Origin of the sequence: Streptomyces sp. NPDC048290 (assembly GCF_040652095.1) — a bacterium.
Lineage (GTDB): Bacteria > Actinomycetota > Actinomycetes > Streptomycetales > Streptomycetaceae > Streptomyces.
Genome location: NZ_JBEZLM010000045.1, coordinates 1 through 23645 on the forward strand (window position 1 = coordinate 1; position 23645 = coordinate 23645).

At 68.8% G+C, this 23645-nt stretch carries 21 protein-coding genes and 4 pseudogenes; 13 read left to right on the forward strand and 12 right to left on the reverse strand.

Translation table 11 applies throughout. The features are described from left to right. Positions 1 to 182 (forward strand): integrase core domain-containing protein (locus tag AB0D49_RS40485; protein WP_362768867.1); only part of this gene is annotated, 182 nt, incomplete at its 5' end. 685 nt (positions 183 to 867) lie between these two features. Further along, a pseudogene (locus AB0D49_RS40490) lies at positions 868 to 1101 on the forward strand (transposase); the annotation flags it as partial. Between the two features lie 685 nt (positions 1102 to 1786). On the opposite strand, the gene AB0D49_RS40495 reads toward AB0D49_RS40490, so the two are convergent. Continuing rightward, on the reverse strand, positions 1787 to 2203 hold the full coding sequence (locus AB0D49_RS40495; protein WP_362768869.1) for a hypothetical protein: 417 nt from the start codon (positions 2201 to 2203) through the stop codon (positions 1787 to 1789). A gap of 223 nt (positions 2204 to 2426) precedes the next feature. On the opposite strand from AB0D49_RS40495, the gene AB0D49_RS40500 reads away from it, so the two are divergent. Together AB0D49_RS40500 and AB0D49_RS40505 are read left to right on the forward strand one after the other, a co-directional pair. After that, positions 2427 to 2705: a hypothetical protein gene (locus AB0D49_RS40500; RefSeq protein ID WP_362768872.1), complete on the forward strand. Its 279-nt coding sequence runs from the start codon at positions 2427 to 2429 to the stop codon at positions 2703 to 2705. Positions 2706 to 3511: 806 nt separating this feature from the next. Beyond that, positions 3512 to 3679 carry a hypothetical protein gene (locus tag AB0D49_RS40505; protein ID WP_362768875.1) on the forward strand — a complete coding sequence of 56 codons (168 nt, stop codon included), beginning with the start codon at positions 3512 to 3514 and terminating at the stop codon, positions 3677 to 3679. Between the two features lie 1308 nt (positions 3680 to 4987). On the opposite strand, the gene AB0D49_RS40510 is transcribed toward AB0D49_RS40505, so the two are convergent. Beyond that, positions 4988 to 6013 (reverse strand): hypothetical protein, encoded by a 1026-nt coding sequence (locus AB0D49_RS40510; RefSeq protein WP_362768878.1) that lies wholly within the window; start codon positions 6011 to 6013, stop codon positions 4988 to 4990. A gap of 204 nt (positions 6014 to 6217) precedes the next feature. Between AB0D49_RS40510 and AB0D49_RS40515 the strand changes: the two genes are divergently transcribed. Continuing rightward, a complete protein-coding gene (locus tag AB0D49_RS40515; RefSeq protein ID WP_362768881.1) occupies positions 6218 to 6979 on the forward strand; it encodes a hypothetical protein in 762 nt (253 codons plus the stop codon). A gap of 47 nt (positions 6980 to 7026) precedes the next feature. On the opposite strand, the gene AB0D49_RS40520 is transcribed toward AB0D49_RS40515, so the two are convergent. The 6 genes and pseudogenes from AB0D49_RS40520 to AB0D49_RS40545 all read right to left on the reverse strand — a co-directional run bounded on the left by AB0D49_RS40520 (position 7027) and on the right by AB0D49_RS40545 (position 13054). Next, entirely contained in the window at positions 7027 to 7227 is a 201-nt protein-coding gene (locus tag AB0D49_RS40520) for a hypothetical protein (RefSeq protein ID WP_362768883.1), read from the reverse strand. A gap of 83 nt (positions 7228 to 7310) precedes the next feature. After that, a pseudogene (fxlM, locus tag AB0D49_RS40525) lies at positions 7311 to 8417 on the reverse strand (methyltransferase, FxLD system); the annotation flags it as partial. A gap of 391 nt (positions 8418 to 8808) precedes the next feature. Beyond that, positions 8809 to 9243 (reverse strand): NUDIX domain-containing protein, encoded by a 435-nt coding sequence (locus tag AB0D49_RS40530; protein ID WP_362768886.1) that lies wholly within the window; start codon positions 9241 to 9243, stop codon positions 8809 to 8811. Between the two features lie 33 nt (positions 9244 to 9276). Beyond that, positions 9277 to 10068, reverse strand: a complete 792-nt coding sequence (gene fabG / locus AB0D49_RS40535) for a 3-oxoacyl-ACP reductase FabG (protein WP_362768889.1) — start codon at positions 10066 to 10068, stop codon at positions 9277 to 9279. Then, on the reverse strand, positions 10065 to 11159 hold the full coding sequence (locus AB0D49_RS40540) for a hypothetical protein (RefSeq protein WP_362768892.1): 1095 nt from the start codon (positions 11157 to 11159) through the stop codon (positions 10065 to 10067). The genes fabG and AB0D49_RS40540 overlap by 4 nt, the downstream gene beginning before the upstream one ends. Beyond that, positions 11156 to 13054 carry a nucleotidyltransferase domain-containing protein gene (locus AB0D49_RS40545; protein WP_362768895.1) on the reverse strand — a complete coding sequence of 633 codons (1899 nt, stop codon included), beginning with the start codon at positions 13052 to 13054 and terminating at the stop codon, positions 11156 to 11158. Before AB0D49_RS40545 ends, AB0D49_RS40540 begins: the two co-directional genes overlap by 4 nt. Positions 13055 to 13219: 165 nt before the next feature. Here AB0D49_RS40545 and AB0D49_RS40550 point away from each other — a divergent pair, with 165 nt between their 5' ends. Then, positions 13220 to 14551: a helix-turn-helix transcriptional regulator gene (locus AB0D49_RS40550; protein WP_362768898.1), complete on the forward strand. Its 1332-nt coding sequence runs from the start codon at positions 13220 to 13222 to the stop codon at positions 14549 to 14551. A 359-nt stretch (positions 14552 to 14910) separates the two neighbouring features. On the opposite strand, the gene AB0D49_RS40555 is transcribed toward AB0D49_RS40550, so the two are convergent. Together AB0D49_RS40555 and AB0D49_RS40560 are read right to left on the reverse strand one after the other, a co-directional pair. Next, positions 14911 to 15147 carry a DUF397 domain-containing protein gene (locus AB0D49_RS40555; protein ID WP_362768901.1) on the reverse strand — a complete coding sequence of 79 codons (237 nt, stop codon included), beginning with the start codon at positions 15145 to 15147 and terminating at the stop codon, positions 14911 to 14913. After that, on the reverse strand, positions 15144 to 15722 hold the full coding sequence (locus AB0D49_RS40560) for a DUF5753 domain-containing protein (RefSeq protein ID WP_362768943.1): 579 nt from the start codon (positions 15720 to 15722) through the stop codon (positions 15144 to 15146). The genes AB0D49_RS40555 and AB0D49_RS40560 overlap by 4 nt, the downstream gene beginning before the upstream one ends. Between AB0D49_RS40560 and AB0D49_RS40565 the strand changes: the two are divergent. From AB0D49_RS40565 to AB0D49_RS40580, 4 genes and pseudogenes are all read left to right on the forward strand, one after another. Further along, a pseudogene (locus AB0D49_RS40565) lies at positions 15603 to 16328 on the forward strand (mobilization protein); the annotation flags it as partial. The gene AB0D49_RS40560 and the pseudogene AB0D49_RS40565 sit on opposite strands and share 120 nt — an antisense overlap. Before the next feature lie 84 nt (positions 16329 to 16412). After that, the gene (locus AB0D49_RS40570; protein ID WP_362768904.1) at positions 16413 to 16877 is read left to right on the forward strand and encodes a hypothetical protein; all 465 of its coding nucleotides are present in this window, start codon (positions 16413 to 16415) and stop codon (positions 16875 to 16877) included. An 80-nt stretch (positions 16878 to 16957) separates the two neighbouring features. Further along, positions 16958 to 17671 carry a hypothetical protein gene (locus AB0D49_RS40575; protein WP_362768907.1) on the forward strand — a complete coding sequence of 238 codons (714 nt, stop codon included), beginning with the start codon at positions 16958 to 16960 and terminating at the stop codon, positions 17669 to 17671. A gap of 183 nt (positions 17672 to 17854) precedes the next feature. Continuing rightward, positions 17855 to 18001 (forward strand): annotated as a pseudogene (locus tag AB0D49_RS40580) (AAA family ATPase); the annotation flags it as partial. A gap of 62 nt (positions 18002 to 18063) precedes the next feature. Here AB0D49_RS40580 and AB0D49_RS40585 read toward each other — a convergent pair. Further along, the gene (locus AB0D49_RS40585) at positions 18064 to 18495 is read right to left on the reverse strand and encodes a DUF5958 family protein (RefSeq protein WP_362768910.1); all 432 of its coding nucleotides are present in this window, start codon (positions 18493 to 18495) and stop codon (positions 18064 to 18066) included. Between the two features lie 712 nt (positions 18496 to 19207). Beyond that, positions 19208 to 19456, reverse strand: a complete 249-nt coding sequence (locus AB0D49_RS40590; RefSeq protein ID WP_362768913.1) for a hypothetical protein — start codon at positions 19454 to 19456, stop codon at positions 19208 to 19210. 842 nt (positions 19457 to 20298) lie between these two features. On the opposite strand from AB0D49_RS40590, the gene AB0D49_RS40595 reads away from it, so the two are divergent. The 3 genes from AB0D49_RS40595 (at position 20299) to AB0D49_RS40605 (ending at position 23609) form a co-directional block, all read left to right on the forward strand. Further along, entirely contained in the window at positions 20299 to 20706 is a 408-nt protein-coding gene (locus AB0D49_RS40595; protein ID WP_362768916.1) for a hypothetical protein, read from the forward strand. A 119-nt stretch (positions 20707 to 20825) separates the two neighbouring features. Next, positions 20826 to 22841: an alkaline phosphatase family protein gene (locus AB0D49_RS40600; protein WP_362768919.1), complete on the forward strand. Its 2016-nt coding sequence runs from the start codon at positions 20826 to 20828 to the stop codon at positions 22839 to 22841. Between the two features lie 150 nt (positions 22842 to 22991). Then, the gene (locus tag AB0D49_RS40605; RefSeq protein WP_362768922.1) at positions 22992 to 23609 is read left to right on the forward strand and encodes an NUDIX hydrolase; all 618 of its coding nucleotides are present in this window, start codon (positions 22992 to 22994) and stop codon (positions 23607 to 23609) included. Positions 23610 to 23645: the final 36 nt, after the last annotated feature.

The window sequence follows — 23645 nt, forward strand, 5'->3', positions numbered from 1 at the left end:
TCAAGGCCGAGCTGATCGAGCACCAAGGGCCCTGGCGGGACGCTGACCAGGTCGAACGCGCTGTCGTTCAATGGGTCGGCTGGTACAACACCGAGCGCCTTCACTCCGCTCTCGGCTACCTCCCACCCGAGGAATTCGAGACCCAGCACTACCGATCCCAGGCAGCAGTGAACGCCGCGTGAAACCACGCAAACCGGCCGCTACGAAACGCGGGGCAGCTCAACAAAGCCCACCCTGGCCTCCCGACACGGCCACGACCAACGGCACGGCCTCCGACATGACCGTGAACGACGGACACACCATGTCGGGATCGGACAGGCAGCCCACACCATTGGCTCGGACGAGGGCATGTCGTCACCTAGCCGGACAGGTGGCGCCAAATCCAATGTCGATCAAGGTGGAGCCCAAAGAACTTGCCCGAGTGGTGCCGCTGCAACCTGTCACAAACAGCACTGGCCGGCCATCAGCGTCGATGTGCCCCTGCTGGGCCAGCCTGCGCACCAGAGCACCGCGCTGCCGGCCGCTCAGGCTAGGGTCCGCGGCCTCCCTGATCAGCATGTATCGGAACAGGCCGATCCGCCGGGCTCTTTCGGTCCGAACCTCGTCGTCGTTCGACACGGCCACCTTCCTGACATCCCGTCACGGACATGGATCCGCCGAGGCTGCCGGGGGCAACCCACCCAGAATCAGGGGAATTTGGTGTTGACCGAGGATCAAGGCCAGATCGGCGACAGTAACGGGCCCGGCTCGCAGCCGAGGCCAGCTGCCACGGCGACACCTTGCCGATGTCCGGCCAACGCGAGGCAGTCGCCCGCTAGGCCCCGACCACGGCCGCGACCGCGTCCGTGAACCGGCTCGCCGACGCACCGCGCCACCGGCCTGCGCAACCTCCCCCTCCATGACACGGCACAGAACCAGATCTGGCTGGAGACCGTGCAGATCACCCTCGACCTGCTCGCCTGGATACGACTGCTCGCCCTGACCGGCTCAGCCCGGCTCTGGGAGCCCCGCCGCCTGCGGCTTCGGCTGTTCTCCACCGCCGCCCAACTCGTCACCACCGGCCGCCGCTGCTACCTCCGCCTCGCGGCGCACTGGCCCTGAACCGGCTCAACGCCCTCCCGAACCCCGGCTGACCAGTACCTTCCCATCCCCGCGAGCAGCACCAACCCACCGGAGCCGTGGAACCGGCGGCCACCCGGCACGAGAGGCGGGCGCTCAACCTGCCGAGACTGCGAAAACCCCCACCAACGCTCACCACAAAAAGGGCCCGTCAGCAAGCAGACGGGCCCTCATGAACGATCGAAGTTAGGGAACTGGTCCTGGCACGGAACATCAGCCCGATCCAACGTACGCCCGTTACGACTTCTTGACGAAGAGCAAACTCTCATCAGTCGCGTCTGGTCCGTCGAGCGACAGGGTCAACTTCCCAGATCCCTCATAGGGATAGAAGCCGCTTTCGAACTCGCCCGAACTTCCGCACGTCCCCGCTGGCAGATCGAGCCCGACCCAACGGGTCGACTCTCCAGGAAGCCGTGGCCGCAACTGCCACGCCCCTTTTGCCTTGACCAGATCGCTTCCCCCATCCGGCAGGATGTCCTGGCATTCGATACCTGACAGCGAGACGGTTCCGTCCGGAGCGAGTCGAGCCTTACCACCGCCGCCGGCCACCCAGAGGCCAACCAGTTGGTGGCGGGTCAGACCCTGGGTGGTTTCCGGGTCCGTCCCACCGGTACATGCCGTCAAAGCGACAGCCGACAGGGCCACGAGCCCTCCGCGACACAACCTTCTAAGGGATCGCAATTGATTCCGTCCAGGAGACCTTCACCTGCGTGGGACGCTGGCCGTTGGGAAATCTCCGCTGCAGCCCGTCAAACAGTATCTTCAACGGCGTGAAGGCCTTTCCTTCCTGGTATCCCTTGCCTGTCGGGGAACGCATCCCCGACTCGCGGGTGATGGTGTCTTGAACAGTGTAACGGACGCGACCTCGAGCATACTTGTCGACTGATTCCAACTTGGCCGTCAACTTGTACGACCCCAGGACCGCGCTGGACCGGTTCCCGAATCCCCCGTCTTCACGCCCGGGCTGTTTGAACATATCGCCAGTCGCCACCCCGAAACCATCCTCGATAATCTGGACGAGTTTCTGAGCGGCACCCAGGTCCGACATCTTTCGGTCGTAGCGTTTCGACTTCCCGACCTGCATCCCCTTCACGTCCCTTTCAGCAGCAGCGTTTGTCCGCCTCATCGGGAGGCGGCGGGCGATCAGGGTGCCGGTGATTGTTCACGGGAGATGACGTCGGGGATGTAGGCAGCTGTGTCCGAGGGGATGCCGACGGTGTGCTGGCCGCGGGCAGGTCCTTGATGCCGGAAGCGATGTGGTGGGATGGGCCATGCAGCCCGGGACCGTAGTTTTGGGGGAGATCACCGTGGCATCTGAGTACTCATCGCTGGCGCATGCCTTGGCTGAGGCCCTGGTCGACATGGCTTGGTTCATCGACGGCGCGGACGACGAACAGATGGATCCCGATGACGCGGTGAAGGCCATGGAGGGTATGGCTGCGCGGCTCAAGCACATGTCGAGCGATCAACGGCGTGACCTGCTTGATGTGCTTGGCGGGATGGCTGAGGCAGAGGCCGATCCCGCCCGGCGGGAGTTCCTTGAGGCCTTCCCTCAGGACTTCGGCCTGGTCGACGAAGAAGCATGACGTCCGCCGACGGCCCCGCTGTTCGACAGACGGGTGAAAGCGCAGGTGTAGCGGGCGACTTCCGTCTCCTGGTCGAGGTGGACGGACGTGCTGAGGGTCTCGGTCTACACGAAGTCCCGGGCGTGATGTCGTCATCTGTCGGGTAGCCCGTGACTACGCAGCCGCTTTGACCAGCGGTCTGGATTCCGCAGAAGGGGCCCTGGGTCGAGGCCCGTGTCATGCACGGTCAGCCTTCCTTTCATCCCGCTCTCAGGGGGATCTCCTTCGCGCCGATGGTGTGCCGCGGGTCCTTGTACCTCACCGCACCGGTCCGCTGGGGGCGAAGTGGCTCCAGTGCCTGAGCAGTCACTTCACCGTTCAAGGCGGGCCCGTGGCGCGCCCAGACAGTAGTGGATGCCCCCGGCCCGGGGCGAGGTGGCGGTTCGGGGCGCGGCGGATGTCGCGGGTTCCCGGGTCCGGGAACGCACGCGGATCGCGGTTGGGTTGTCAGCCACAGCAGGACGACGCTGTCCCGGCGCAGCTTCCTGCCGTGTAGGTCCAGATCTCGCGTCAGGCGTCAGGCTGCGGCCGGTAGGGACGCGGTGATGCATGACCTCGTGATGTGGATCCCCAGCCGTGTACGGCGACACCTCGGCATCGATGGCGGGGTGAGGGAAGCAACACGGGGCAACAGCACAGTGTCTATCGCTGGTTGGGCGTCTGGGGGAGTTTTTTGGTGAGGCCGCGGTCCCCCCACGACGGTGTGAAGCCGGAGGGTGGACGGCGGTCGACCGATTCGGATGCGATCACTGTTTGGAGGAAGCGTCATGTTCATCAGTCCTTCCGCACAGCCGGCCGAGCCCGGGGTCGAGGTGTCCCCCGGTCCGGTCTTCGGCCTGCCGGCCGCCTTCAGCGCCGAGGAGTCCACGCTGGGGCAGCAGAACTTCAACGACGCCGACACCGGTGGCACCAACTACTTCGAGAGTTCCAACTGACACACGGCGCGTCGAGTCCTGGCGGGTCGGTGGCTGGCCGGCCCGCCCGGGCCCGTCTGCGCGGAGAAGGAGGGTGGAGCTCATGCTGGAGGGGTGGCTGACGGGCGGGACGCCGGGAGGTGCCGGGTGGGGTGCGGGCAGCGTCGTGGACGGGATGCCGGGTGTCCGTACTGGGCCGCGATGCCGGACCACCGTGGTGGCGGGGGACGGGGTCCGGGTGGCCCTCACCCAGGGTCCCGGACCCGTCGGCGGGCTTCACGGGGAAGTGCTGACGGCGGCGGGTGCGGGCCGGTGGGCGGAGCTGGCCGGGGTGGCGGGGCGGGCCGGGGGTGGCTGGGTGGTCGCCCGCCGTGGTGAGGAGTTGTTCGTGTGCGGGGATCTGTCCGGTGCGCACCCGGTCTTCTACGCTCCGACGGCGTGCGGCGTGATCTGGTCCACCGGTATGGGGCGGCTCGCCGAACAGGTCGGCGCCGGTGTTGACCTGGGGATGATGGCCGCGCAGATGGCGGTGGGGCCGGAGCACTGGCCTGGGCGGACCCTGTACGAGGGCGTACGGCAGGTACCCGGGGGGTCCGGGCTGCTCCTGACGGCCGGGGGGGGCTGGAGGAGGAGTCATCCAGGAGACCAATGCCCTCGCGGCCTCACCTACGGGAACGAAGGCAGAGCCTGCGGAACCGTGCGGATGAGTTCGGGCAGGGCCTGACCGGCCCCCTCCACAGCCCGGATTCCGAGATCGAGTGTCCTCCAAGAGGGCCTGACGGGCCCCGACGAACGCCCGGCAGGCTTCGGTACGGGCACGGATCTGCGCGGCTCCCGCAGGTCCTGCAAGGAGGAGCTGAGCTGGCTGGAACTGTGCGTCTACCATTGTCGTCAAGGCAGACAAGGGGAACGAGTCCAAGGTGATCGCGAGGCTGAGGCAGTCTATGGGCAGCAATCACCTAGACCCTGCGGAAGACGGCACCTACCACGTCGTCAGGGAACCTGATTTCACTGCGCTTTTCATGCTAGGTGCTGATGACTCGACGGAAACCGTGGAGGATGTCGATGCCGAGCTGCGACTCCCTGACGGCACCCGGTGGAGTGCGAGCTTATGACTCCCGGTGCGATCGAAACGGTGATGGATCGATGGAGGGAAACCGGCGAGTATGGCGGTGGAGTCTTCTTCCAGTGTGCTGATCTCGTGATCGTGCCCAGGGGTGGAGTGGCAGCCATGGTCGAGGCTCTCCGCGCGATCGTGGCGGAGGGGCCGCAGGGGACTCTCGGTAATCTGGAGTAGCGCGATACCGGCCCCCTTGCCGGACCGTTCCGTCACCTCTGGACGTCCACCGACGCATTGTTCACTGGAGCTTCCAGACATCCGACGGCAACGCTGACAGCAACCTCAACGGACCATGAGCTGCGGCGGGCGGATCGTCGAGGTCGTTTGTCCTGGCCACTGAGGGCTTTGCGTTGGAGGCGGAGTCTTACGAGGGCCAGCGTTTGTCCGCCTGCTTGGGCAGCAATTGCGGATCTTGAGGCCCGTGAATGGTCACAAGAATCAGCGGCAAGGGCGGGGGGGAACTGCCCGGCGCGTGGCCGGGTGAGTCCGGCTCCGACCCTGGTCAGCATCTGGCCGAGAAGGTGGAGGGCTCGTGCCCGTGCCGGCACTCCGCGTGCTGTGCCCGTCCAGTAGGCGTCGGTGAGTTCCTCGGTCACCTCGAGGGTTTGGCCGTCGTTCTGGGCGGCCAGCACGAGGACGAATCGCACGTAGTCACCGATGTCCGTGCCCCGGGGGTGCTGGTTCGTGAAGGTGTGCAGGCGTGCTGTCAGGGCGGGCAGGGTGCGGTCCGTCGGGAAGACGACGGCGAGGCCGGCAAGGGCCAGCCGAACTGCGGGGCACTCGGCCGGCCAGCGGGCCAGCAGATCAGGGGTGTGCGACTGGACCGCGTTGCGGGCCCGTGCCTCGCTGTCCGGATCCGCATGCGGCGGGGCGGCTGGCCAGGTCCCGGCCAGGTGCCGCTCAGCGACGGTGGCAGCACTGAACAGGAGGCAGACGGCTTCGAACCGCTGTCGGGCGGGAATCCGGTCGTCGACGGCCGGGGCCGCGAGCAGGGCGAGGCCGTCAGCGGTGTTGGGCCGGCAGGTGTCCTGGTGGAGGATCTCGTTGTAGAACTCGGCGAGGAAGGCCCGGTCGTCCCAGCCGGAGTCGATCTCTGAGCCGAACAGCATCGCCGCTTGGAGCGGCATGCGGTCCGGCAGGCGATCGGCGACGACATCCCGGAAAAGCTGCAGGATCGGCGGACCACAAGCGTGCACATCGTGCCGGGTCTGCTCGGGTGCGGCGTGCGTGTCCATGACCAGCGCAGCCTACTGGAGCGGCTGACGGTGCAGCCTTGCTCGGCGGGCAGGGGCCGTACCTCGCCGACGGCCCGGGTGGCAGCGAGAAGCGTGTCGACGAACACCAGCCGATGCTCCGCACCGGCCATGCGACATCCCGTGGTCCGCTCGAAATCGCGGTAGCTTCGGTCTCTGACCGAAGCCCCCGGCCAAGCCGACGCCGTGTTGCCGGACGAACTCCTGGACCACCAGACACTCCTGGACGAGACGGACTGGGCCTCACTGACCACCCCGTCCGGGACGGGCGCATCACTCCCGACAGCGCTGGCACGCCTCGTCGACCACGATCCGGGCACCCGGGCCGCGGCCGTCGCCGACGCCCTCGGGGCGGTGACCCACCAGAACAGCATCTACGAAGCCACCATGCCCGTAGCGCTGTACGTGGCAGCTGTTCTCAGCCATCCGGCCACCGAGACCGGCGAACACGGCCAGGACACGGACCGGGCGCGGCATCGTCCCACCCGTGCGGCGCTCCTGGACTGGCTCGGCAGCACCGCCTACGACGCCGACGACGAGAGTGTGGCCGCCGGCGAACGCTCCTGCGGGAGAGAGTTTCTCGACGACTGTCCGGAGGTGCGGGCGTTTCGGGACCTGCGTCCAGTGCTCTACTGCGCCGTCCAGCCCTTCCTTGGCCACGACGATGCGGAGGTCCGTGCCGCGGCCGTCACTGCCGCCATCTCCTTGGCGGAGCACCCGGCTCTCGCTCGGCAGCGAGGAGAGCCGGCCGACCGAGCCCGTGATCCGCTGGCCACCAGTACGGACCGCGACAAGCGCGGCCGTGTCCTGGAGGCGCTGAACGCCTGGGGACATGACACGAGCGGCCTGGAGAACACGGACGACCTGAGCGTTCGCGGACTTCGTACCCGGCGTGCGGCCGAACGTGCCTCCTGGGCAGGCGGTCATGCCGAAGAGCCGCCGTTCTGACTCAGGAAGTGGCAGCGCCCCCAGCCCAGAGAGGGGCTGCGGGTGGTTCAGCAGCCGGTGGTCGGGCCCTGCGGCGGCGATTCCCCGCAGCCGTCTCCCGTGGTGTCGCCCTCGTCCTCCTCGCTGAGGAAGACCCCGAGCGCGTCGATGTCGTGCGTGGCGGGCTCGAGGTCGAAGATGTCGGCCAGGCTCGCGGGCAGTTCGACCGTCACCTCGGACTGCTGGAACTGGTGTGTCAGTGGTGCCATCTGAGCTCCCTCCACATCGGTCCGCAGACGCACGCCCGCGGACACACCTTGGGACCGCCCGGTAAGGGCAGCCCCCGTTCGGGTCAGCCGACCGTGAGACGCACGTGCGCCTTGTCGATGTGCACCACGGCGGGCAGTCCGGTGTCACCGCGGCGGAAGGCCCGCACGACGGGCTGGCCCCCGTGTCGGGCCTCCCGGTCGAACCGGACCACCGCGCGGGCCAGGCTGTCCGCCAGCCCTTCACGGTCCGGACGATGAGCGATCACCCCCAACTCGTACCGCTCCCCCACCGCGCCGGGCTCGACGCGCAGGGTGAGGTAGGCCAGAGAGTCTTCGGACCAGACGGCGGGCATGCCCTTGTCCAGTACCCAGCCGGTCAGGCCCTGTTCGGCGGCAGCGGGGGTGGCGCGGAGTCTGCCGTAGGGGGCGAGAGCGCCCGCCAGCCACACTTCCAGGCGGGCGAGGAGTCCCTCCGACCCGCCCAGCCCGATACCGGTCCACTGCTCGTATCGGGGCCCGGTCAGCGCTTCGGCCAGGGTTTCGGTGTCGGCGGGCTGGTCCTCGTCGACCGTCAGCCGCACGTCCGGCCCGGCCAGCTTCAGCGTGCGGGGCGCGTGCGCGCTGTCGCCCTGGATGGCGACGAACCCGGACACGATGAGCTGGTCGCTGCGCAGATGGCCGCCCTCCCTGGCGAAAGCGACCGTGCGCGACAGGCCGCGGAAGCGCAGCGGCACCACCAGCCGTCCGGCGGGAGCGAGCTGGTCGAGCCAGGCGGGCGGCAGATCGGAAGCGCCGACCGTGACCATGATCCGGTCGAACCCCTCCGTGGGGACCCCCGTGTTCAGTGGTCTCGCGCCGTCCGCCTCCACCACCCGCACGCCCCCGTACCCGGCGTCTGTCAGCAGCCGGCGCGCCCGCGCGGTGATCTCGGGGTCGATGTCCAGCGTCGTCACCAGCGACTGGTCACCCGTCAGCTCCGCCAGCATCGCCGCATTGCAGCCCCCCGACCCCACCTCCAGCACGCTCATCCCGGGACCCACCTGAGCGGCTTCCAGCATCCGGGCCTGCAACCACGGCGCCGACACCGAACTCGTCGCCCTGCCCCGCGCGTTGTACTTGGTGAACAACGCCTCCGGCGCCCCGTACACCTCCGCGGGCGTCAGCTCGGGCACGAAGAGATGACGGGGAACCGTCCCGAACGCCTACGCCACAGCCTCGGACGTGATCGACCCCCCGGCCCGCAGGGACGCGACCAGCTCCGCGCGCAGCACCTCCGCTGTCTCCACATCGGTTGCCATCACACCGCCACCTTCCTCGTCGCACCGCCAGGTTTCTCACCGAGAGCGGCTCCCGCCAGCGACCCACAACGGCAGGCGCGCAGTGTAGTCACCTCAATACCCCCACTTGTCGGCGAAGGAATGCTTCAGTGGCACCAGCGGGCAGGGGTCGCTGCTTCCACCTGGCTGTGTGAGGCCGCCAGTTCCTGGCGTCATGAACGACCCGGCGCCGATGGACAGCACCTTTCGAGGGCATTGTCCACGCCAGACGTGCGCCCGCTGTGTGCACGCCCGTGTCGCTGTTCTACACCGAGGCGAGCAGGTCGCCCTGCTTGAGCGCCGCTCGCAGTACGACGGAGATCTCCTCCGGCAATAGGTTCAGTGCGGCGAGGGCCTCGGGGGTGAGGGGGATCTCCTCGAGGAGGTACTCTCCGCGGTCGTCGCGCTGGAACTCGGGGCCGCTGCGGTCGGCGAAGTTCCACGTCGTGATGCGGGCGAGGTAGAAGTGTTCAGTTTCGCCGGACGGGTTCTTCAGCTGGTGGAACGGGCGCACGATCTGTGCCTCGCCGGTGATCTCTTCGCGGATCTCGCGCAGGAGCGCGGTCTCGTGGGTGGTGTCGGTGTCTTCGACGCCGCCCCCGACGGCCACCCAGTAGGGGGCGCGTCCGGGTCGGACGCGTTTCATGAGGAGTGTGGTGCTGTCCGGGGTGATCAGGATGGCGCGGACGCGCTGCTTCACGGGTTCGTTGTCCTTGCTGGTGGGGATGGTGGGCTAGTTCATGAGCCAGCCGCCGTCGATGTGCAACGACTGGCCGGTGATGAATGATGCGGTGGGGCCGGCGAGGAAGGCGATGGCGGCGGCGACGTCGTCGGGCTGTCCTCGGCGGGGGACGCACTGGCGGGCGATCTGGTCCTGGGGGTGTGTGCGGTGGTGGGTGGGCAGGGTGTTCTCGGTGTCGACCTGGATCGCGCCGGGGAGGACAGTGTTCACGCAGATGCCGTGGGGGCCAAGTTCCCTGGCCAGGGACCGGGAGAGGCCGATGAGGCCGGCCTTGGCGGTGCTGTAGGCGGTCAGTCCGGGGCGTCCGGCGCGGGCGTTGACGCTGGAGACGTTGATGATGCGGCCCCACTGCCGGCGGAGCATGCCAGGGGTGACGGCGTGGCTGGCGCGGTAGTGGATGGTCAGGTTGACGTCGAGTGCGTGTGCCCAGGTCCTCTCGTCGGTCTGCTCCCATGACTGGCGCGGGTAGGCGCCGGCGTTGTTGACGAGGATGTCCACTGGTCCGAGTTCGCTGGTGACCTGGCTGATCATCCGGTCGGCGGCGTCCGGGTCGGTGAGGTCGGCGCTCACCTCGATGCCGTCGGATCCGAGTTGGCGTGCTTCGGCCAGGACGCGGCGTGCCTGGTTGATCTGAGTGAGGTGGCCGATGGCCACGGTGGCGCCGGCGGCGGCGAGTGCCCGGGTGGTGGCTGCGCCGATCCCGGTGGCGGCGCCCGTGACGAGGGCGACGCGCCCCTGGAGGGGGCGGGCCGTGAGGGGGAGGTCGAGCAGGGGTGTGGTCACGGAGGCTCCAGGGGGCTGGTGAGGGCGGTGTGGGTGAACGGAACGTCGTTCTGGAGGTGCTGGGCCTGGGCGAGCTTGGCGAGGAGGAGCAGCAGGTCGGTGGTGGTGAGGTGGTGGGGTGGGATGACGCCGAGGATGCGGAGGGTGAGGAAGGGGGTGAGTGTGTGGAGTTCCCGGTCGGGGGGTAGGGCGGCGGCTTCGCCGAGGTCGGTGGTGAGGCGGGCAAGGAACCGGTTGAGGGCGGTGTGGCGGCCGGGGCCTGTCGGCCAGGTGGTGTGGATGTCCAGGTGTCTGTTGCGGGTGGACAGTTCGGTGTGTTCGGCGGTGGGGACTGCGACCGGGGGGAGGTGGTGGTGCAGGGTGCGGGTGTGGATGTCGGGCTGGTAGGTGGGGACGAGCCAGCCGCCGAGGGCGAGGAGGTACCACAGGAGGTTGCCGATTTCGCCGGCCAGGGTGTTGCGTCCGGCGTGTTCGAAGTCGAGCCAGCACGCCCCGGAGGCGCTGGCGGCGATGTTGGGTTCGGTCGGATCGCCTTGGGTGATGGCGGTGGCCCACTGGCTGTCGGGGTGCAGCGCGGTGCGTGCTGCGTCGATCGCGGCGGGCACGTCGAGTATGAGGGGGATGTCGTTGACGGTCGCGGTGTAGCCGGTGAGCGAGGCGACCGGGATGCTCCGGCCGGTGGCGGTGTCGGGGAGCGTGAGGTCCGGGTTCAGGTACCAGGTGTCGACGCGGCCCGCGGGGCGGATGCGGTCGGCGTAGAGGGCGGACACGCAGGCGGACAGGGGCATGGTGCGGCCGGTCGATGCGGCCATGGCAATGAGGTCGTCGCAGACGGCGTCGATGAGGTCGGCGGGGTCGGCCCGGCCGTGGTCGGCGAGCGCGATGAGGTCGCCGAGCAGTATCCGACAGCGGCCGGAGTGGAAGACGTTCTCGTATGTGATGACGTCGGTGTGGGCGTCGAGGCGGGTGCGGTCGAGGAGGGCGGGGACCTGGAGCCGGCCGGCAACCTGAAGCCAGCCGGACTCCTCCATCGTCACCTTCCCCGCGGGGAGCGTCTTGCGGAAGTGAGGCGGGTGCGGGTGGGTGGTCATGCCGCGGTCTCGACGGTCGGCATGGTGGCGATCCAGCGGTCGAGGACGAGCTGACCGAGGGTCTGGGCGGCGGCGCGGTCGGTACGGGCGTGCTGCACCAGGTTCGCGTGCATCGTGCGGGTGGGGTGGTTGAGGATCTGGTGCAGGGCTTCGGAGTCTCCTGCGTACTCGACGCCGTCGAAGCGGAGCAGGACCTTGGCGAGCAGCGCCGTCACCTTGAACAGGGCGCGCAGGTCCGGGGCGCCCTTCAGGAGCTGGCGGCGGATCTCGACGGCCGACTGCACGCCGGCCTCCATGCTTGCGGTGATGTCGGCGGTGATCGGCGGGGCGGGGATCGTCAGACCCGGGCGGGTCCACAGCGGGAGCAGGGAGCCGGTGCCGAGGAGGGTCAGAACGTGCAGCAGGCGGGATGTGACCGCGCCGGCCCGGCACTCGGCCTGGCTCAGGACGGTCAGGCCGAGCTTGACATCACCGAGTTCGCTTCGGACCTCGTTGAGCACCCTGTGCAGATCGGCGGTCCGGTCGGGCTCGGCGATGACGAACACGTCCAGGTCGGACCAGCCGTGCTGGTACTTGCCGCGGGCGCCGCTGCCGGTGACCGCGAGCAGGTCGATCAGCGGCTCGGGCCCGCTGGTCGTCCGTTCCAGGAGGGTGGTCAGGAACACCTCCAGGGCGACGGGCAGGCCGAGTCCGTTGACCGGGGTGGTGGCCGGGGCGACGGTGGGCCATGCGGCGTCGAGCGCGATCCGGTCCAGGCGGCGCTCCAGCGCCAGGCGGGCACCGTTGTTGTCCACCACGGCGTCGGCGATCGCGGCGATCCGCGGCGCGCCGCGGGATGCCTTCACTGCGTCCCGGTCGGTCACGTCACGGGGGCCCGCGGTCCCGCGTACGGCTCGCAGTTCGGCCGTGGTCTCGATGTAGGCGATGGCCAGTTGGTCGCCGAGCATACGGCGCAGTTCGGCGGTGACGTCGAATTCGTGGAGGGACTCCAGGGTGAAGCGGTCGTGGAAGTGGTGCGCGGCGGCGTAGCGGTCCAGTCCGTCCAGGAGGAGCTCTGCGCGTACGAGCGGCGCGATGGCGTACGGGTCGCCGATACCCGCACGGTGTGCGGCGTCCTCGATCAGGTAGCCGATCTTCAGCCGGGCATGCCCGTGGCGGGTGCGCAGGTACTCCCCGGCGGTGCTCTTGCCGCTCTCGGACATCCCGCCGAGCGCGACGATCCGGACGCCCGGCAGGCATCCGGCCGGTACGAGCCGGGTGTGTGCGTGCAGTCGGCGGCGCAGCTGGTCCTGGACCGCGACGACGGGGCGCCCGTCGATGACGATGACGTGCTCGAAGCGGTTCCCGGCGACCATGCGGTGGATCTGGTCGTGCAGGTGGCGCTGGTAGGCGGCGTAGGCGGGGGTGATGCTCTTTTCGTGGGAGAGGGCGCGGGTGGTGCCGGTCGCCGGGTCGTCGTGGTGGAGGAACACCACGCCGTGCTCGCCGGCTTCGGCGGTCTGCAGGTCCTGGGTGTACGGCTGCAGCAGTTCGCGGGCCCGGTCTGCGGCCTGGTCGCAGGTCAGGTCCTCCCGGACCGCGACGGTCGCGGCCAGGGACGCCTCCAGCATCGGGATGCCCCGGTCCATGAGCCGCACACCCGTAGCGGTGCGGTGGTGGCGGGAGCGCTGGAGATAGGAGGCGGCCAGCACGTCGGCGACCTCCTGGACGGTTCCGGCACAGAACCACCAGGTGCCCATGCCGTTCTTCTTGATCCCGGCCCAGCGGGCGTCGTGCGCGTCCAGCGGCCCGGTCGCCTCGGCGGCGGAGCCGATCCGGCGCGCCAGGATTCCCAGCTGCTTGGTCTTGCCGGTGTTGTCCGCGCCACTCAGCGCGATCGTCACCCCATCGGCCACGTCAGCCTCTCCGATCTGCTCCGGGGCCTGCTCCAGGGCAGCCCGTCCAGTGCGACGAGTACACCCAACACACGCCATGGGAACCAGCGTTCGAAGGTCATGCCGGGGTCATGCGACTGCCGCGACCCGGCCCCGAGCCGGCCGTCCAGGTGCTGTCATGGACGGGTGGACACGCTGCCCCAGCACCCGCTCGCCATCGCCCGGTCCCTCCACGGCCTGTCCCAGAGCGACCTCGCGGACGGGATCAAGAAGGCCGCGCGCCGCCGCGACCGGCGAGCGGGCACCACCAAGCAGCAGATCTCCGTGTGGGAACGCCACGGAGCCCGTGCACCGGCCCCGTGGTACCAGCAGCTGATCGCCGACGTCTTCAGCATCGGCCCCGACCATGTCACCGCGCTCGGCTGGCCGTACTGGCTGCCGGGAAACGAAGCACCCATTCCCCTGGACACCGGGGCACCGGTAGCCGCACTCAGAGAGGCCCGACGCCGCGCCATGCTCAACCGCCGCACCCTGATCGGACTCGCCCCCGCCACCCTCACCGCGCTCGCGCAGCAGTGGGCCACGCTGGACCCCGCCCTGGCCGCGTCCGCAAGCGAGGGCCAGGCGGTCGCCCCGCAGTTCGTCACCTGGCTCGAAACCAGTGTCCAGCACCTGACCGGCATGGCCACCGCCGACCGGCAGCACACCGCCCAGCTCCTCGACAGCTACTACGACACCGTCGTCGGCATGCTCGAAAACGCGATCTACGACGAGACCACCGGCACCCGCCTGCACCAGCTCGCCTCCGGCCTCGCCCAGACGATCGGCTGGCACCGCTTCGACCACGAAGACCATGCCGCCGCCGCCCACTACTGGACCGCCGCCCTCCACACCGCCCACCAGGCCGCGGACACCGACCGCGGCGCCGGCATCCTCGCCGACCTCGCCTACCAGAGCATCTGGCTCGGCCACGCCGCCCCCGCCATCGACGTCCTCGACCACGCACTGACCCGCACCCACAACTCCACCGCCCGCTCACTGCTCCACCTGCGCAAAGCACGGGCCCTGGCCATGAACGGCGAAGCCCGCGCCTGCCGACGCTCCCTCGACGCCGCCGAACACGCCCTCAGCACCGCCACCACCGCCCCGCCGGCCTGGTGCTCCTGGATGAGCCCGGCCGACCTCGCCGTCGACTCCGGCCGCTGCCTCATCGACCTCGGCGAGACCGGCCCCGCCCTCCACCAGATCACCCAGGGCGTAGCCCTCCTGCCGACCTCCCGCGACAAGACCCGCGCGGTCTTCCTCGCCTACGAGGCCGAGACTCTGCTACGCCAAGGCGAAATCGATCACAGCGCCGACACCGCCCACGAAGCCCTCACCCTCTCCCACCGCATCGGCGCCACCCGCTGCACCCGGCAGATCAGCCAGCTCACACCAGGCTTCAAACACCACCGCGAAGTCGAAGGCGTCCAGCGGTTCCTTCACACCATTCACCAGTCACCTCCGCGATCTGCGTAGACGCGCACGGCCAAACGACGTGGCGCAGGCGAGCATCCAGCAGACAGCCACCAGAAGTCACGCCGCGTTTGCGGAGGTCTGAGTGCTGACCACGGTCGATCCCTCCCCCATTGACGGACGGCCACGCCACTTCGGAGGACGGTACGCGTTGATGCGTGTTCGGTGGACGTCCATGGTCCAAGTCTCCCGCCGGAGTGAATGTCGTGCGCGCAGCGCGCCTGGGTCGGCGATGCTCTGGCAGGCCCAGTCGGGGTCGATGAGACGCCGTGATTGGGCGGCCGGGCCCGCGCCTGACGTCGGCCCGCCAGGCACAGAGCCGCGAGGCTGTGCTGAGGGACAGCCTCCCCGTTCTGTGCGGGTCAGACGGTTCGCTGCGGGTGCAGGCCGAATGCCCCGTCCTTCACTGCGCGGAGGAAGGCGCTGACCGTCGCCGGGGTGAACACCTGCGGAAGGCCATCGGGGACTTTGCTGTCGCCGATGAGCACGTGCCCGGAGGTGGTTGCGACGCTGACGCAGTTGCCGCCGCCTCCGCTGTGGGAGGAAACCGTCCAGGCGATGGCGGACAGCTCGGGGAGAGGCGGGCGCTGGTGGTTCACGTGCGGAGCTCCTGGATCTGTTCTCTGAGGTGACTGCGGGTGCGTGCGGGGTCGAGGGCCCGGTCCCACAGACGGGTGAAGACGTCGGTGTAGCGGGCGACTTCCGTCTCCTGGTCGAGGTAGACGGACGTGCTGAGGGTCTCGATCCACACGATGTCCCGGGCGTGGGTGGCCTCGGGGAAGGTCATGATGACGAAGGGCCCGGCGAGGCCGGGATGGCCGCCGGCCTCGGCGGGGAGGATCCGGATGGTGGTGCCGGGCGATTCCGATGCGGCCAGAAGGTGTTCGAGTTGCTCGCGCATGACGCCGGGACCACCGATGGTGCGGCGCAGGGCACTCTCGTCGATGAGGGCGTCGAGTTCGCGGGGGCAGTCTTCGGCGAAGGCGCGCTGGCGGTAGAGACGCACGTCGCACAGCCCGTCGATCTTCTCGGCCGGCAGGTCCGTCCGGAGCGCGGTGAGGTCCTGGACGCGCTCGCCCAGACGTCCGCCGCCCACACCCGCCAGCAGCTGCGGGAGGCGGCCTTCCTTTTCGAGCGGGCCACCCGTTCCCACATCCGCGCTGCCCAGGGCCATGACCGTGCCCTGCGCAAGGCCGCCCGCGACCTCGTACGCGGCGGCCCGGCGCTGGGACGGGGCGAGGACGGGGCGACCACGGCGATGGTCATCGACATGGTGTTCTTCCTGGTCCTGGCCGCCGCGCACTGGCACGCCGGCAAGGGCCACGCTCAGCAGGCCGCCGCTGCCCGGCAGGCGGCCGAGCATCTGCGGGCCGCCTACCAGGAAGCCGCCGGGCACCCGCTGGGCGTCCTCCACGCCCGCGCCCTCCGCCTCAGCCCCACGCTCCGGCGACAGCAGGCGGGGCTGGTCCGGGCCGCGGTGCCGGAGCTGGCGGAGCGGGTCCTCGCGGAGGCGGGCTGGCCCGCCCTGGCCGCGACCCTCGCGGACGCCCAGGCCGCCGGACACGATCCGGCCGTCCTGCTCGCCCAGGCCGCGGTCCGCCGGGAACTGGGCACCGCCGACTCGATCAGCGACGTCCTCGTGTGGCGGCTGCGGCGGACGGCCGGCCTGCCCGCCGACACCACCGCCCTGCCTCCCGTCGGCACCCCGGCCACCCCCACGGCCCGGCCGGCCGTCCGGGGTCCTGGCGGCGGTCCTGACCAGCGGAGCCTGGCCAGATGAGTACACGGATTCCAGAGTTGAAACAGGCCATCGTGTGGGGCACGCTCTGTGATCCCGCGAAGGAACCGACGGAAGGGGAAAGGGATGTTCAGACGCAGGCGCGAGGCGCGGCGCTGGCACAACCGGCGGCCCGCTCAGGACGGGACGGGGGTGTACTTCCAGGGCCGGATGGACCCGCTGGAGGAACTGGACCGGGAGGAGGCGGCCATGGCGGCTGCCGCTGCCGCGCGGGGAGCCAGGGAGCCGGTGGTGGAGGTGGACGACTTCCTCCCGCCGGACTTCATCGCCCCGTCACAGCAGACGGCCGGGATGATGATGCCCTGGCCCGGCCCCCTCATCGCCGACGGCGAGATCCTCACCTGCCCCGAGTGCGGCACCTACCGCGACTGGATTGTCCTCAACCAGCAGAGCACCGTGTGGCTCCGCTGCCGCGCCGGACACGAAACCATCCAAACCCGCTTGGACACCGCCTGGTTCAACCGCCACAGCGGCCCGATGGAACACAACCACGCCACCTACGAGGACGGCATCCGCTTCCTCGGCCACTGACCTCAGAACACCCCGCCCCCCAACCGCACGCCACCCGAGCCCGACCAGCACCAGCACCAGCACCAGCACCAGGGAGATCCTTGCCGCCACGCCCCGTCCTCACCGTCTCCGCTCTCGCCGCCACCGCTCTGGCCCTGTCCTTCGCCGCCACCAAGGCGCTGGCGCCCGCCGAATCGGGCCCCGTCCCCGTGACCACGGCGTCACGCGACAGGACGTCCGACGTATCCGATGCCGCCGTGCTGTCCTCGGAACAGTTGCGTAGCCGGCTCCTCGACGCCGGGGACCTCGGCCACGGCTACACCTCGAAGCCGGAGCGGACCGGGGGACAGGACGATGTGGCGGTGATCGGCTGCCCCGCGCTCGAACAGCTCGGCGACCAGGCCGGAACGGGAGCCGCACTGAGCTTCCCCCGCCGGGCGGAAGCAGCCTTCACCCACAGCGGGCAGCGGGGCGCGGACCTGACGGTGGAGCTCTACAGCGACGTCCCGGACCGGCTGGCGCAGGGCGCGGGACAGATCTTCACGGCGATGGCCTCCTGTCCCGTCCACCAGCTCGTGCTCGGCGGCACCCCCGTCAAGGTCACCGTGCAGAAGCTGGCCCCGCCCCTGCTCGGCGACCAGCAGTGGTCCCACCTGGTGACCCTCACCACCGCCGGCCTCGACAACGCCGTCAAGCAGACCGCCGTGCGCAGCGGGACAGTGCTCGTCGTCGTCTCCGGCTCCCCCACGCTCGTCGACACCCACATCGAGAAGGCCATCGCCAAGGCCGCGCCGGGGGAGCGACGACCGCAATGAACCAGCCCTGCGCGGGCAGCCTTGCGCGCAGGACCAGTTCGTTCCCCCGCCGGGCGAACGGTGGTACGACGGCGCGTGGTGATCGGTGATCAGCCGGTGCGGCGGCGGGTCCCTCTCCTGCACGGTGGGCGCTGGAGAGGGGCCAGCCGGTCCCGGTGAACTCAGAGGTCAGCGATGCCCTCCGGGATCTGGGCGAAGACGTTCACCGACCCCCGGCTCTGCACGGCCATCGACCGGCTCACCTTGAACGGCGCCATCATCCAGACCGGTACCGAGTCCTCCCGCCTGGCCCACGCGAAGACCCAAGCCGAAAAAGTCCAGGTCAGCTGACCGGGCGCCAGGCGTGATGGGTCGCCCGACAATCAGCCGAGCCAGAGGCGGAGTGGCCGATACTACGGCGGCTCGGTTCCCGCAGGTAGGTTGTGCCACGCATGTCTGCAGGCGCCTTTGCAGTACGTCTCGCGGCGGCGAGCGTCCGCAGCGGCGAACACGGAAACGAGGACGCGGAATGCTTTGACGTGTTCGGCGGAGGGGAGTCCCGCGAACCCGTAGCTGGGCGGGTCCATGCAGATCATCACGGAGGGGTTGGCCGTGGGCTTCACACCGGACCGCGCCACCCCCGCACGGCCGTCCGCTGCCGTAATGTGCGCCTGCATCGCATAGCCGGCGACTTCCTGCAGAACCTCCTGCTGGCGTGTCCGGGCGAGATCGGAGAACCAGCCCACACCAGCGTCCAACGTGCTGAGCCCCTGGGCGATCTCGTTGACGACCCGCTCGATCTCGCGCCGGAAGGCGCGGCCGTTGTCGCTGCTCGGTTCGGTCATCGCTTGACAACTTCACGATGCAGGTTCCGGGAGGGGCGTTGAGCTGGGCTGTGGCCACTTCGGTGGTGAGGGTGATGTGGTCGTGGTCTCCGTGTTCCGCAGGACCTCGGCAGCGCAGAGCGTTGACAGACGCCGGGCGCGTTGAATGGTGGCCGTCCGCGTGGGCGATACCCCCGGGCCGCGGGGTGGCTCGGGGTGGGGAGGCAGGTGATGCCGCCGGGCGGCGTGGTGCCTCGGGATCATCCGTGTGTGGGCCGTCGCCGATCAGGTCCGTGGTCGGCCGGGCCTTCTCGTCCGCCCTGGCCGGTGAACCGGTCGGGAATTCGTCGCGCACGTGACCCGTGTCAGATGATCTTGACCGATTACCAAACGATCTTGACTGCTCCGGGCGGCCTCTGGCGGCACACCGTCTACAGTCGTGACTCCGACCGCCGATGGCGACGCGCCTCGTAAAGGACATCGCTTGTCGACCAGAAGGCGCACCGCTTGCCGAGGTCGGTGATCGTCATGGTGGATGGCCTTCGGGGTGCCGGGCGAGGGGTGTTGGCTGCCGTGCCCGGCCTCGCGTACCCCGGTCGCCGCACCGGTCTCTCCAGGGGCTGCTGGCGGCCTGAATTTGCTGAAGAAACATCGGAGGCGATGATGCGATCCCCATCAAGCCGGTGGCGTCCGTGAGACTGAAGCGCCTCAATGGATTACTCGGTAACTCTCTTCACACAGCTGCATTTGCGTCCATCTGAAAATGCGGCACATCAGCCTTCAGGGTGGCGGTCTCACGTATCGACAGGAGCATGGATCCCAGCAGTTCTATTAGTAATATAAGTAAATCGGCTATTGCCTTTGTCTTATGCCTGTAGCTATGTTGATGGAGTCCTTCTCGGAGCGGGATCGGAGAAGCCTTGACCGTCATGGCGCCGTCAAAAATCCCGATGTCGATCGGCGATCCCCCTGCCTTCAGCACCGAGCGCGGGAACCCTGGGTATCCTCCTCGCATCGCGCAGTGGCTCCCGTATCCGTGCTGCTGGCATTCGCCCCTTCGCCAACAGGGCAGACTTGCTCCGCGCCTCAGCATGCCCATTCGAAGAGACACCCGCCGCGCGCAATGGAGAAGACGCCTGGCTTAAGACGGCGCCCGGCAGGGCTCTGTTCTGGGTGAATCCTGAGGTGTCCCGTCTAACCAGGCGAACCGCCACCCGTACTACACGACCTCGACCGACGGGAAGCAGTGGGATCCGCCGGTGCGGATCAGGAAGGACGAGAAGGACGCCCCCGCGGGATACCCGACGCTGGTGACCTTCGACGGCCTGGTCTACTGCGTCTACGCCACCCCCTGACACCAGCACGGGTGGGCGGGCGGTGGGCGGGCACGGGTGTGACCTCCCTGATACCGCAGCCCCGGGGCCGGCCGGGTGCTGCACCATGACAGCCGCGGTGCGGAGGGCACGCGGAATCATCGGAACCCTGCGGATCATGCCGCACCTGTTCCAGCCCTCGCCATCCGGGCGAGCGCCGGAGCGGTAGGGCGCAGCGGGCCTGTCCGGGCGGCGCCGCCGCGCTGTTCACCCGACGCGTCCCGCAGGGGACGCCCGGTACCCGTCGAGACTACGGCGGCCCCGGGATGCTGCGGGGCCGCGGGCCCTGAGTCCGACCTCCGACGCGGGCCAAGACCCCGGACCGGTTCCGGGCTGTCCAGCGCCGTCCAGGCCCACGAGTGGGCCCGTTCCCGGGCGAGGGGTTCTCCCCCGGCCCACCGCCGGACCGTATCCGTACCTGCCAGACGAACTCCGAGAGGATGTGGACATCGTGGCACTGACCGGACTCGCCGTCCTCGACCAGGGTCAGCCGACCCCGGACGGCTGGACCAAGATCGACCGGGACCTGAACTCCGGGGCCCACGGAGACTTCCTGTACTTCGCGTATGAGCTCGACGGCACGAAGCACCCCATCACCGACATCGTCTTCGTGCTCGACGGGGCTCCGGCGCCCGAGGGCTACGTCAAGATCGACACGGATCTCAACAAGGGCACGCCGACCCACCACCACAGCATCTACGCCTGCTACACGCGCAAGGAAGGCACCCCGATCCAGTCGCTCGACGTCGTGCTCTCGGACGTGTCTTCCATCAAGCCCCCGGTGCCGTGGACGTACGACCCCACGGACCTCAACACCGGCGCGAGGGGCCAGTTCGTCTACCTCTGCCGCCTCCTGTAGCCCGGCCACGTCCAGGCCCGAAACGGATACCCGCCGCTGCACGGGCCGCAAGAGCCTGTCGCCCGGCAACCGCAAACGCCCCGTCCCGCAGCACTGCCGAGATCCATGTGGGGAGAGCAATGCCGAACAGCGAATCACAGCTCCCGCTGTCACTGCGCCGTGCCCTGAGCCGTCCGGTGCGCAAGGGCGAGCTGAAGACCGTCGTCAAGCACGTGGTGTTCCTGATGCAGGAGAACCGCTCCTTCGACCACTACTTCTACGACTTCCCCGGCGTGCGCGGCAGGGACGACCGCAACGCCATCCTCCTGCCCGACGGACACCCCGTCTTCTCCCAGCCCGACGGCAACAACCGTCTGGAACCCCGTCTGCTCGCGGACGACGGGTCGCAGGACTCCTCGACCGCCCACGACTGGACGACCGGACACGAGGCCTGGAACCGGGGCTGGAGCGACAAGTGGGTCGCGGCCAAGGGCGACAGGACGATGACCTACTACGGGAAGAACGGCGTCCCCCTCTACCGGGAACTCGCCGACACCTTCACCATCTGCGATGCCTACCACTCCTCGGTGATGAGCGAGACGGCCTCCAACCGCAACTACCTGTTCACCGGTTACGGCGGCTACGAACCCGACGGAACCCGGGTCATCTCCCCCGCCGCCCACGACCGGGAGTCACCCGGAACCTACAGTCCCTACCCCTACAACTGGCCCAGCCACCCGGAGCGCCTGCAGGAGAAGGGGGTCACCTGGAAGGTCTACCAGGAGTGGGACAACTTCTGGGACAACAACCTTGAGTACCACGCGGCGTTCCGGCAGATCGCCCAGCTGCTGCTCAGCGGTGCCGGCCTCGACACCGACTGCCCCAGCCTCTACAACTTCTACGCCAGGCTCTCGAAACTCTCACCCGCAGAGCAGGACCAGCAGCTCGTCCCCTTCGAGATCCAGGTGAAGAAGCTCACCGGAACCCGGCGCGAGCTCTACGAACGCGGGCTGACACGCAGCCGGCCGCACGGCGCCACAGCCAAGGCCATGTTCGAGGCATTCCGGGATGACATCACCGCCGGGACCCTCCCCCAGGTCTCCTACCTGGTGGCCCCGTCGGCGGGTACCGAGCACCCCGGGTACTCGATCCCCAGCCAGGGGGAGAAGGTCGTCTACCAGGCCCTGGACGCCATCGCCGAGAACCCGGAGGTCTGGGACTCCACCATCCTGATCATCAGCTACGACGAGAACGACGGCCTCTTCGACCACGTTCCCCCGCCTGTCCCGCCCCTGGACTACCAGACCCTCGACACCGAGTACGTCGACATCGCACCGCTCGGGATCTCCCCGCTCGGGCTCGGCAACCGGGTCCCCCTGATCGTGGTCTCCCCCTGGACCGCCGGCGGGTACGTCTGCTCCCAGGTCTTCGACCACACCTCGCAGGTGAGGTTCCTGGAGAACTGGCTGGGTGTGAGGCAGCCGCTGATCAGCTCCTGGCGCCGGACCGTGGCAGGCGACCTGTCGTCTGTCTTCGACTTCGGCCAGACCCAGCAGCGGATCGTCGAGACGGACCGGCCGGCCCGCCCCGCACGGCCCCTGCCCTACCAGCCGGACGCAAACGGCGCACTCGACCCCTCCCACAGCGTACTCACCCTCACCATGACCAACAGCGGACCTGCCAGCGCACACTTCACCCTCTACCCCTACCGGCACGAGTACGACGACCCCAGGCACTTCGACGTCTCCGCCGCGGCCAGCGAAGGTGTACCGATCCCGGCGGACGGACAGTACGCCGTCACCCTCACCGGCCCCAACGGCTTCCGCCGCGAATTCCAGGGCAGGACCACCAGCGCCGGCGCCGACGTCACGGCTACCACCACGCTCTCCGCCAACGACCTCACGCTCACCCTGACCCTTCACAACGGCGGTACCTCATCCGTCACCGCCACTGTGCACGCCGACTTCTACACGACCGGCGGCCAGCCCGCCCAGAAGCAGTACCCGCTGCAACCCGGCGCCAGTACGGTCATCACCTGGAACACCAGCGCCGCCCACGGCTGGTACGACCTGACACTCACCCTCGCCGAGGACACCTCGTTCAAACGACGGCTCATGGGCCACATCGAGAACGGCTCCGCGAGCGTCAGCGGCTGAGACGACCCCCCATCCGATCGAACGCAAGCGCACGGTCGGTGCGCGCGCCACACCGTCACCGGCGTGCGCACCGACCACCCATACGCGCTCATACAGAGGGCAGGCCAACGACCGCCGGCATCGCGAACACGACAGTGAGTTGGAGTGGATATGGCTACATACGGCTACGCCGTTCTCTACGAACCCGGGGGCCGGTTCCTGATGCCGCGGAAGAACACCCGCGGCTACTTCTACTACCGCGACGGAGCCGGCAGCGGCGGGGACATCTACCGGACGGGCATGCAAATCAGAAGCGGAGGCGGTGACCTGTGCCTCCCGGGCGGTGGATGCCACGCGGACGAGTCCATTCCGCAGTGTGCCAACCGTGAGTTCTTCGAGGAAGTCGGCTTCGAACCGGTCACGTACGCGGACAGGGCCCACAACTGGTACGGCGGGCCCTGGGACGAATCCAAGGGCCTGCAATTCGGCGCAGCCTTCTACCAGTGCACCACCGAACGGTTCAACGCCCTGCGCGCGGACGTATCCGCCCGCCTTGCTGAAGGACAGAAGGCGGTTCAGGACATCCAGAGCAACAAGATCTCCAGCTATACCGACCTTCACAAGAAGTATCCCACCGCACCCTGGGACAACGAACTCGCGACGCTCGACAAGGACTACAGCGTGCTGAACGGGAGGGACTGGCAAGTGATCGAGTCCTGGCAGAAAGATCCCGCCAAGAGCTGGTTCTTCACCATCCTCAAGACACTCAAGACGTACCTCGGCAGCTAGCGGCGAAACCCCGATCTGAAGAGAGGAAGGTGTACC

Bases quoted from the DNA above. Each gene is read 5' to 3' on its own strand.
- AB0D49_RS40540 (WP_362768892.1), bottom strand. From the start codon at position 11,159: ATGACCACCCACCCGCACCCGCCTCACTTCCGCAAGACGCTCCCCGCG.
- AB0D49_RS40585 (WP_362768910.1), bottom strand. From the start codon at position 18,495: ATGACCGAACCGAGCAGCGACAACGGCCGCGCCTTCCGGCGCGAGATC.
- AB0D49_RS40510 (WP_362768878.1), bottom strand. From the start codon at position 6,013: ATGGACACGCACGCCGCACCCGAGCAGACCCGGCACGATGTGCACGCT.
- AB0D49_RS40520 (WP_362768883.1), bottom strand. From the start codon at position 7,227: ATGGCACCACTGACACACCAGTTCCAGCAGTCCGAGGTGACGGTCGAA.
- AB0D49_RS40570 (WP_362768904.1), top strand. From the start codon at position 16,413: ATGTTCAGACGCAGGCGCGAGGCGCGGCGCTGGCACAACCGGCGGCCC.
- AB0D49_RS40600 (WP_362768919.1), top strand. From the start codon at position 20,826: ATGCCGAACAGCGAATCACAGCTCCCGCTGTCACTGCGCCGTGCCCTG.
- AB0D49_RS40505 (WP_362768875.1), top strand. From the start codon at position 3,512: ATGTTCATCAGTCCTTCCGCACAGCCGGCCGAGCCCGGGGTCGAGGTG.
- AB0D49_RS40560 (WP_362768943.1), bottom strand. From the start codon at position 15,722: ATGGCCCTGGGCAGCGCGGATGTGGGAACGGGTGGCCCGCTCGAAAAG.
- AB0D49_RS40605 (WP_362768922.1), top strand. From the start codon at position 22,992: ATGGCTACATACGGCTACGCCGTTCTCTACGAACCCGGGGGCCGGTTC.
- AB0D49_RS40495 (WP_362768869.1), bottom strand. From the start codon at position 2,203: ATGCAGGTCGGGAAGTCGAAACGCTACGACCGAAAGATGTCGGACCTG.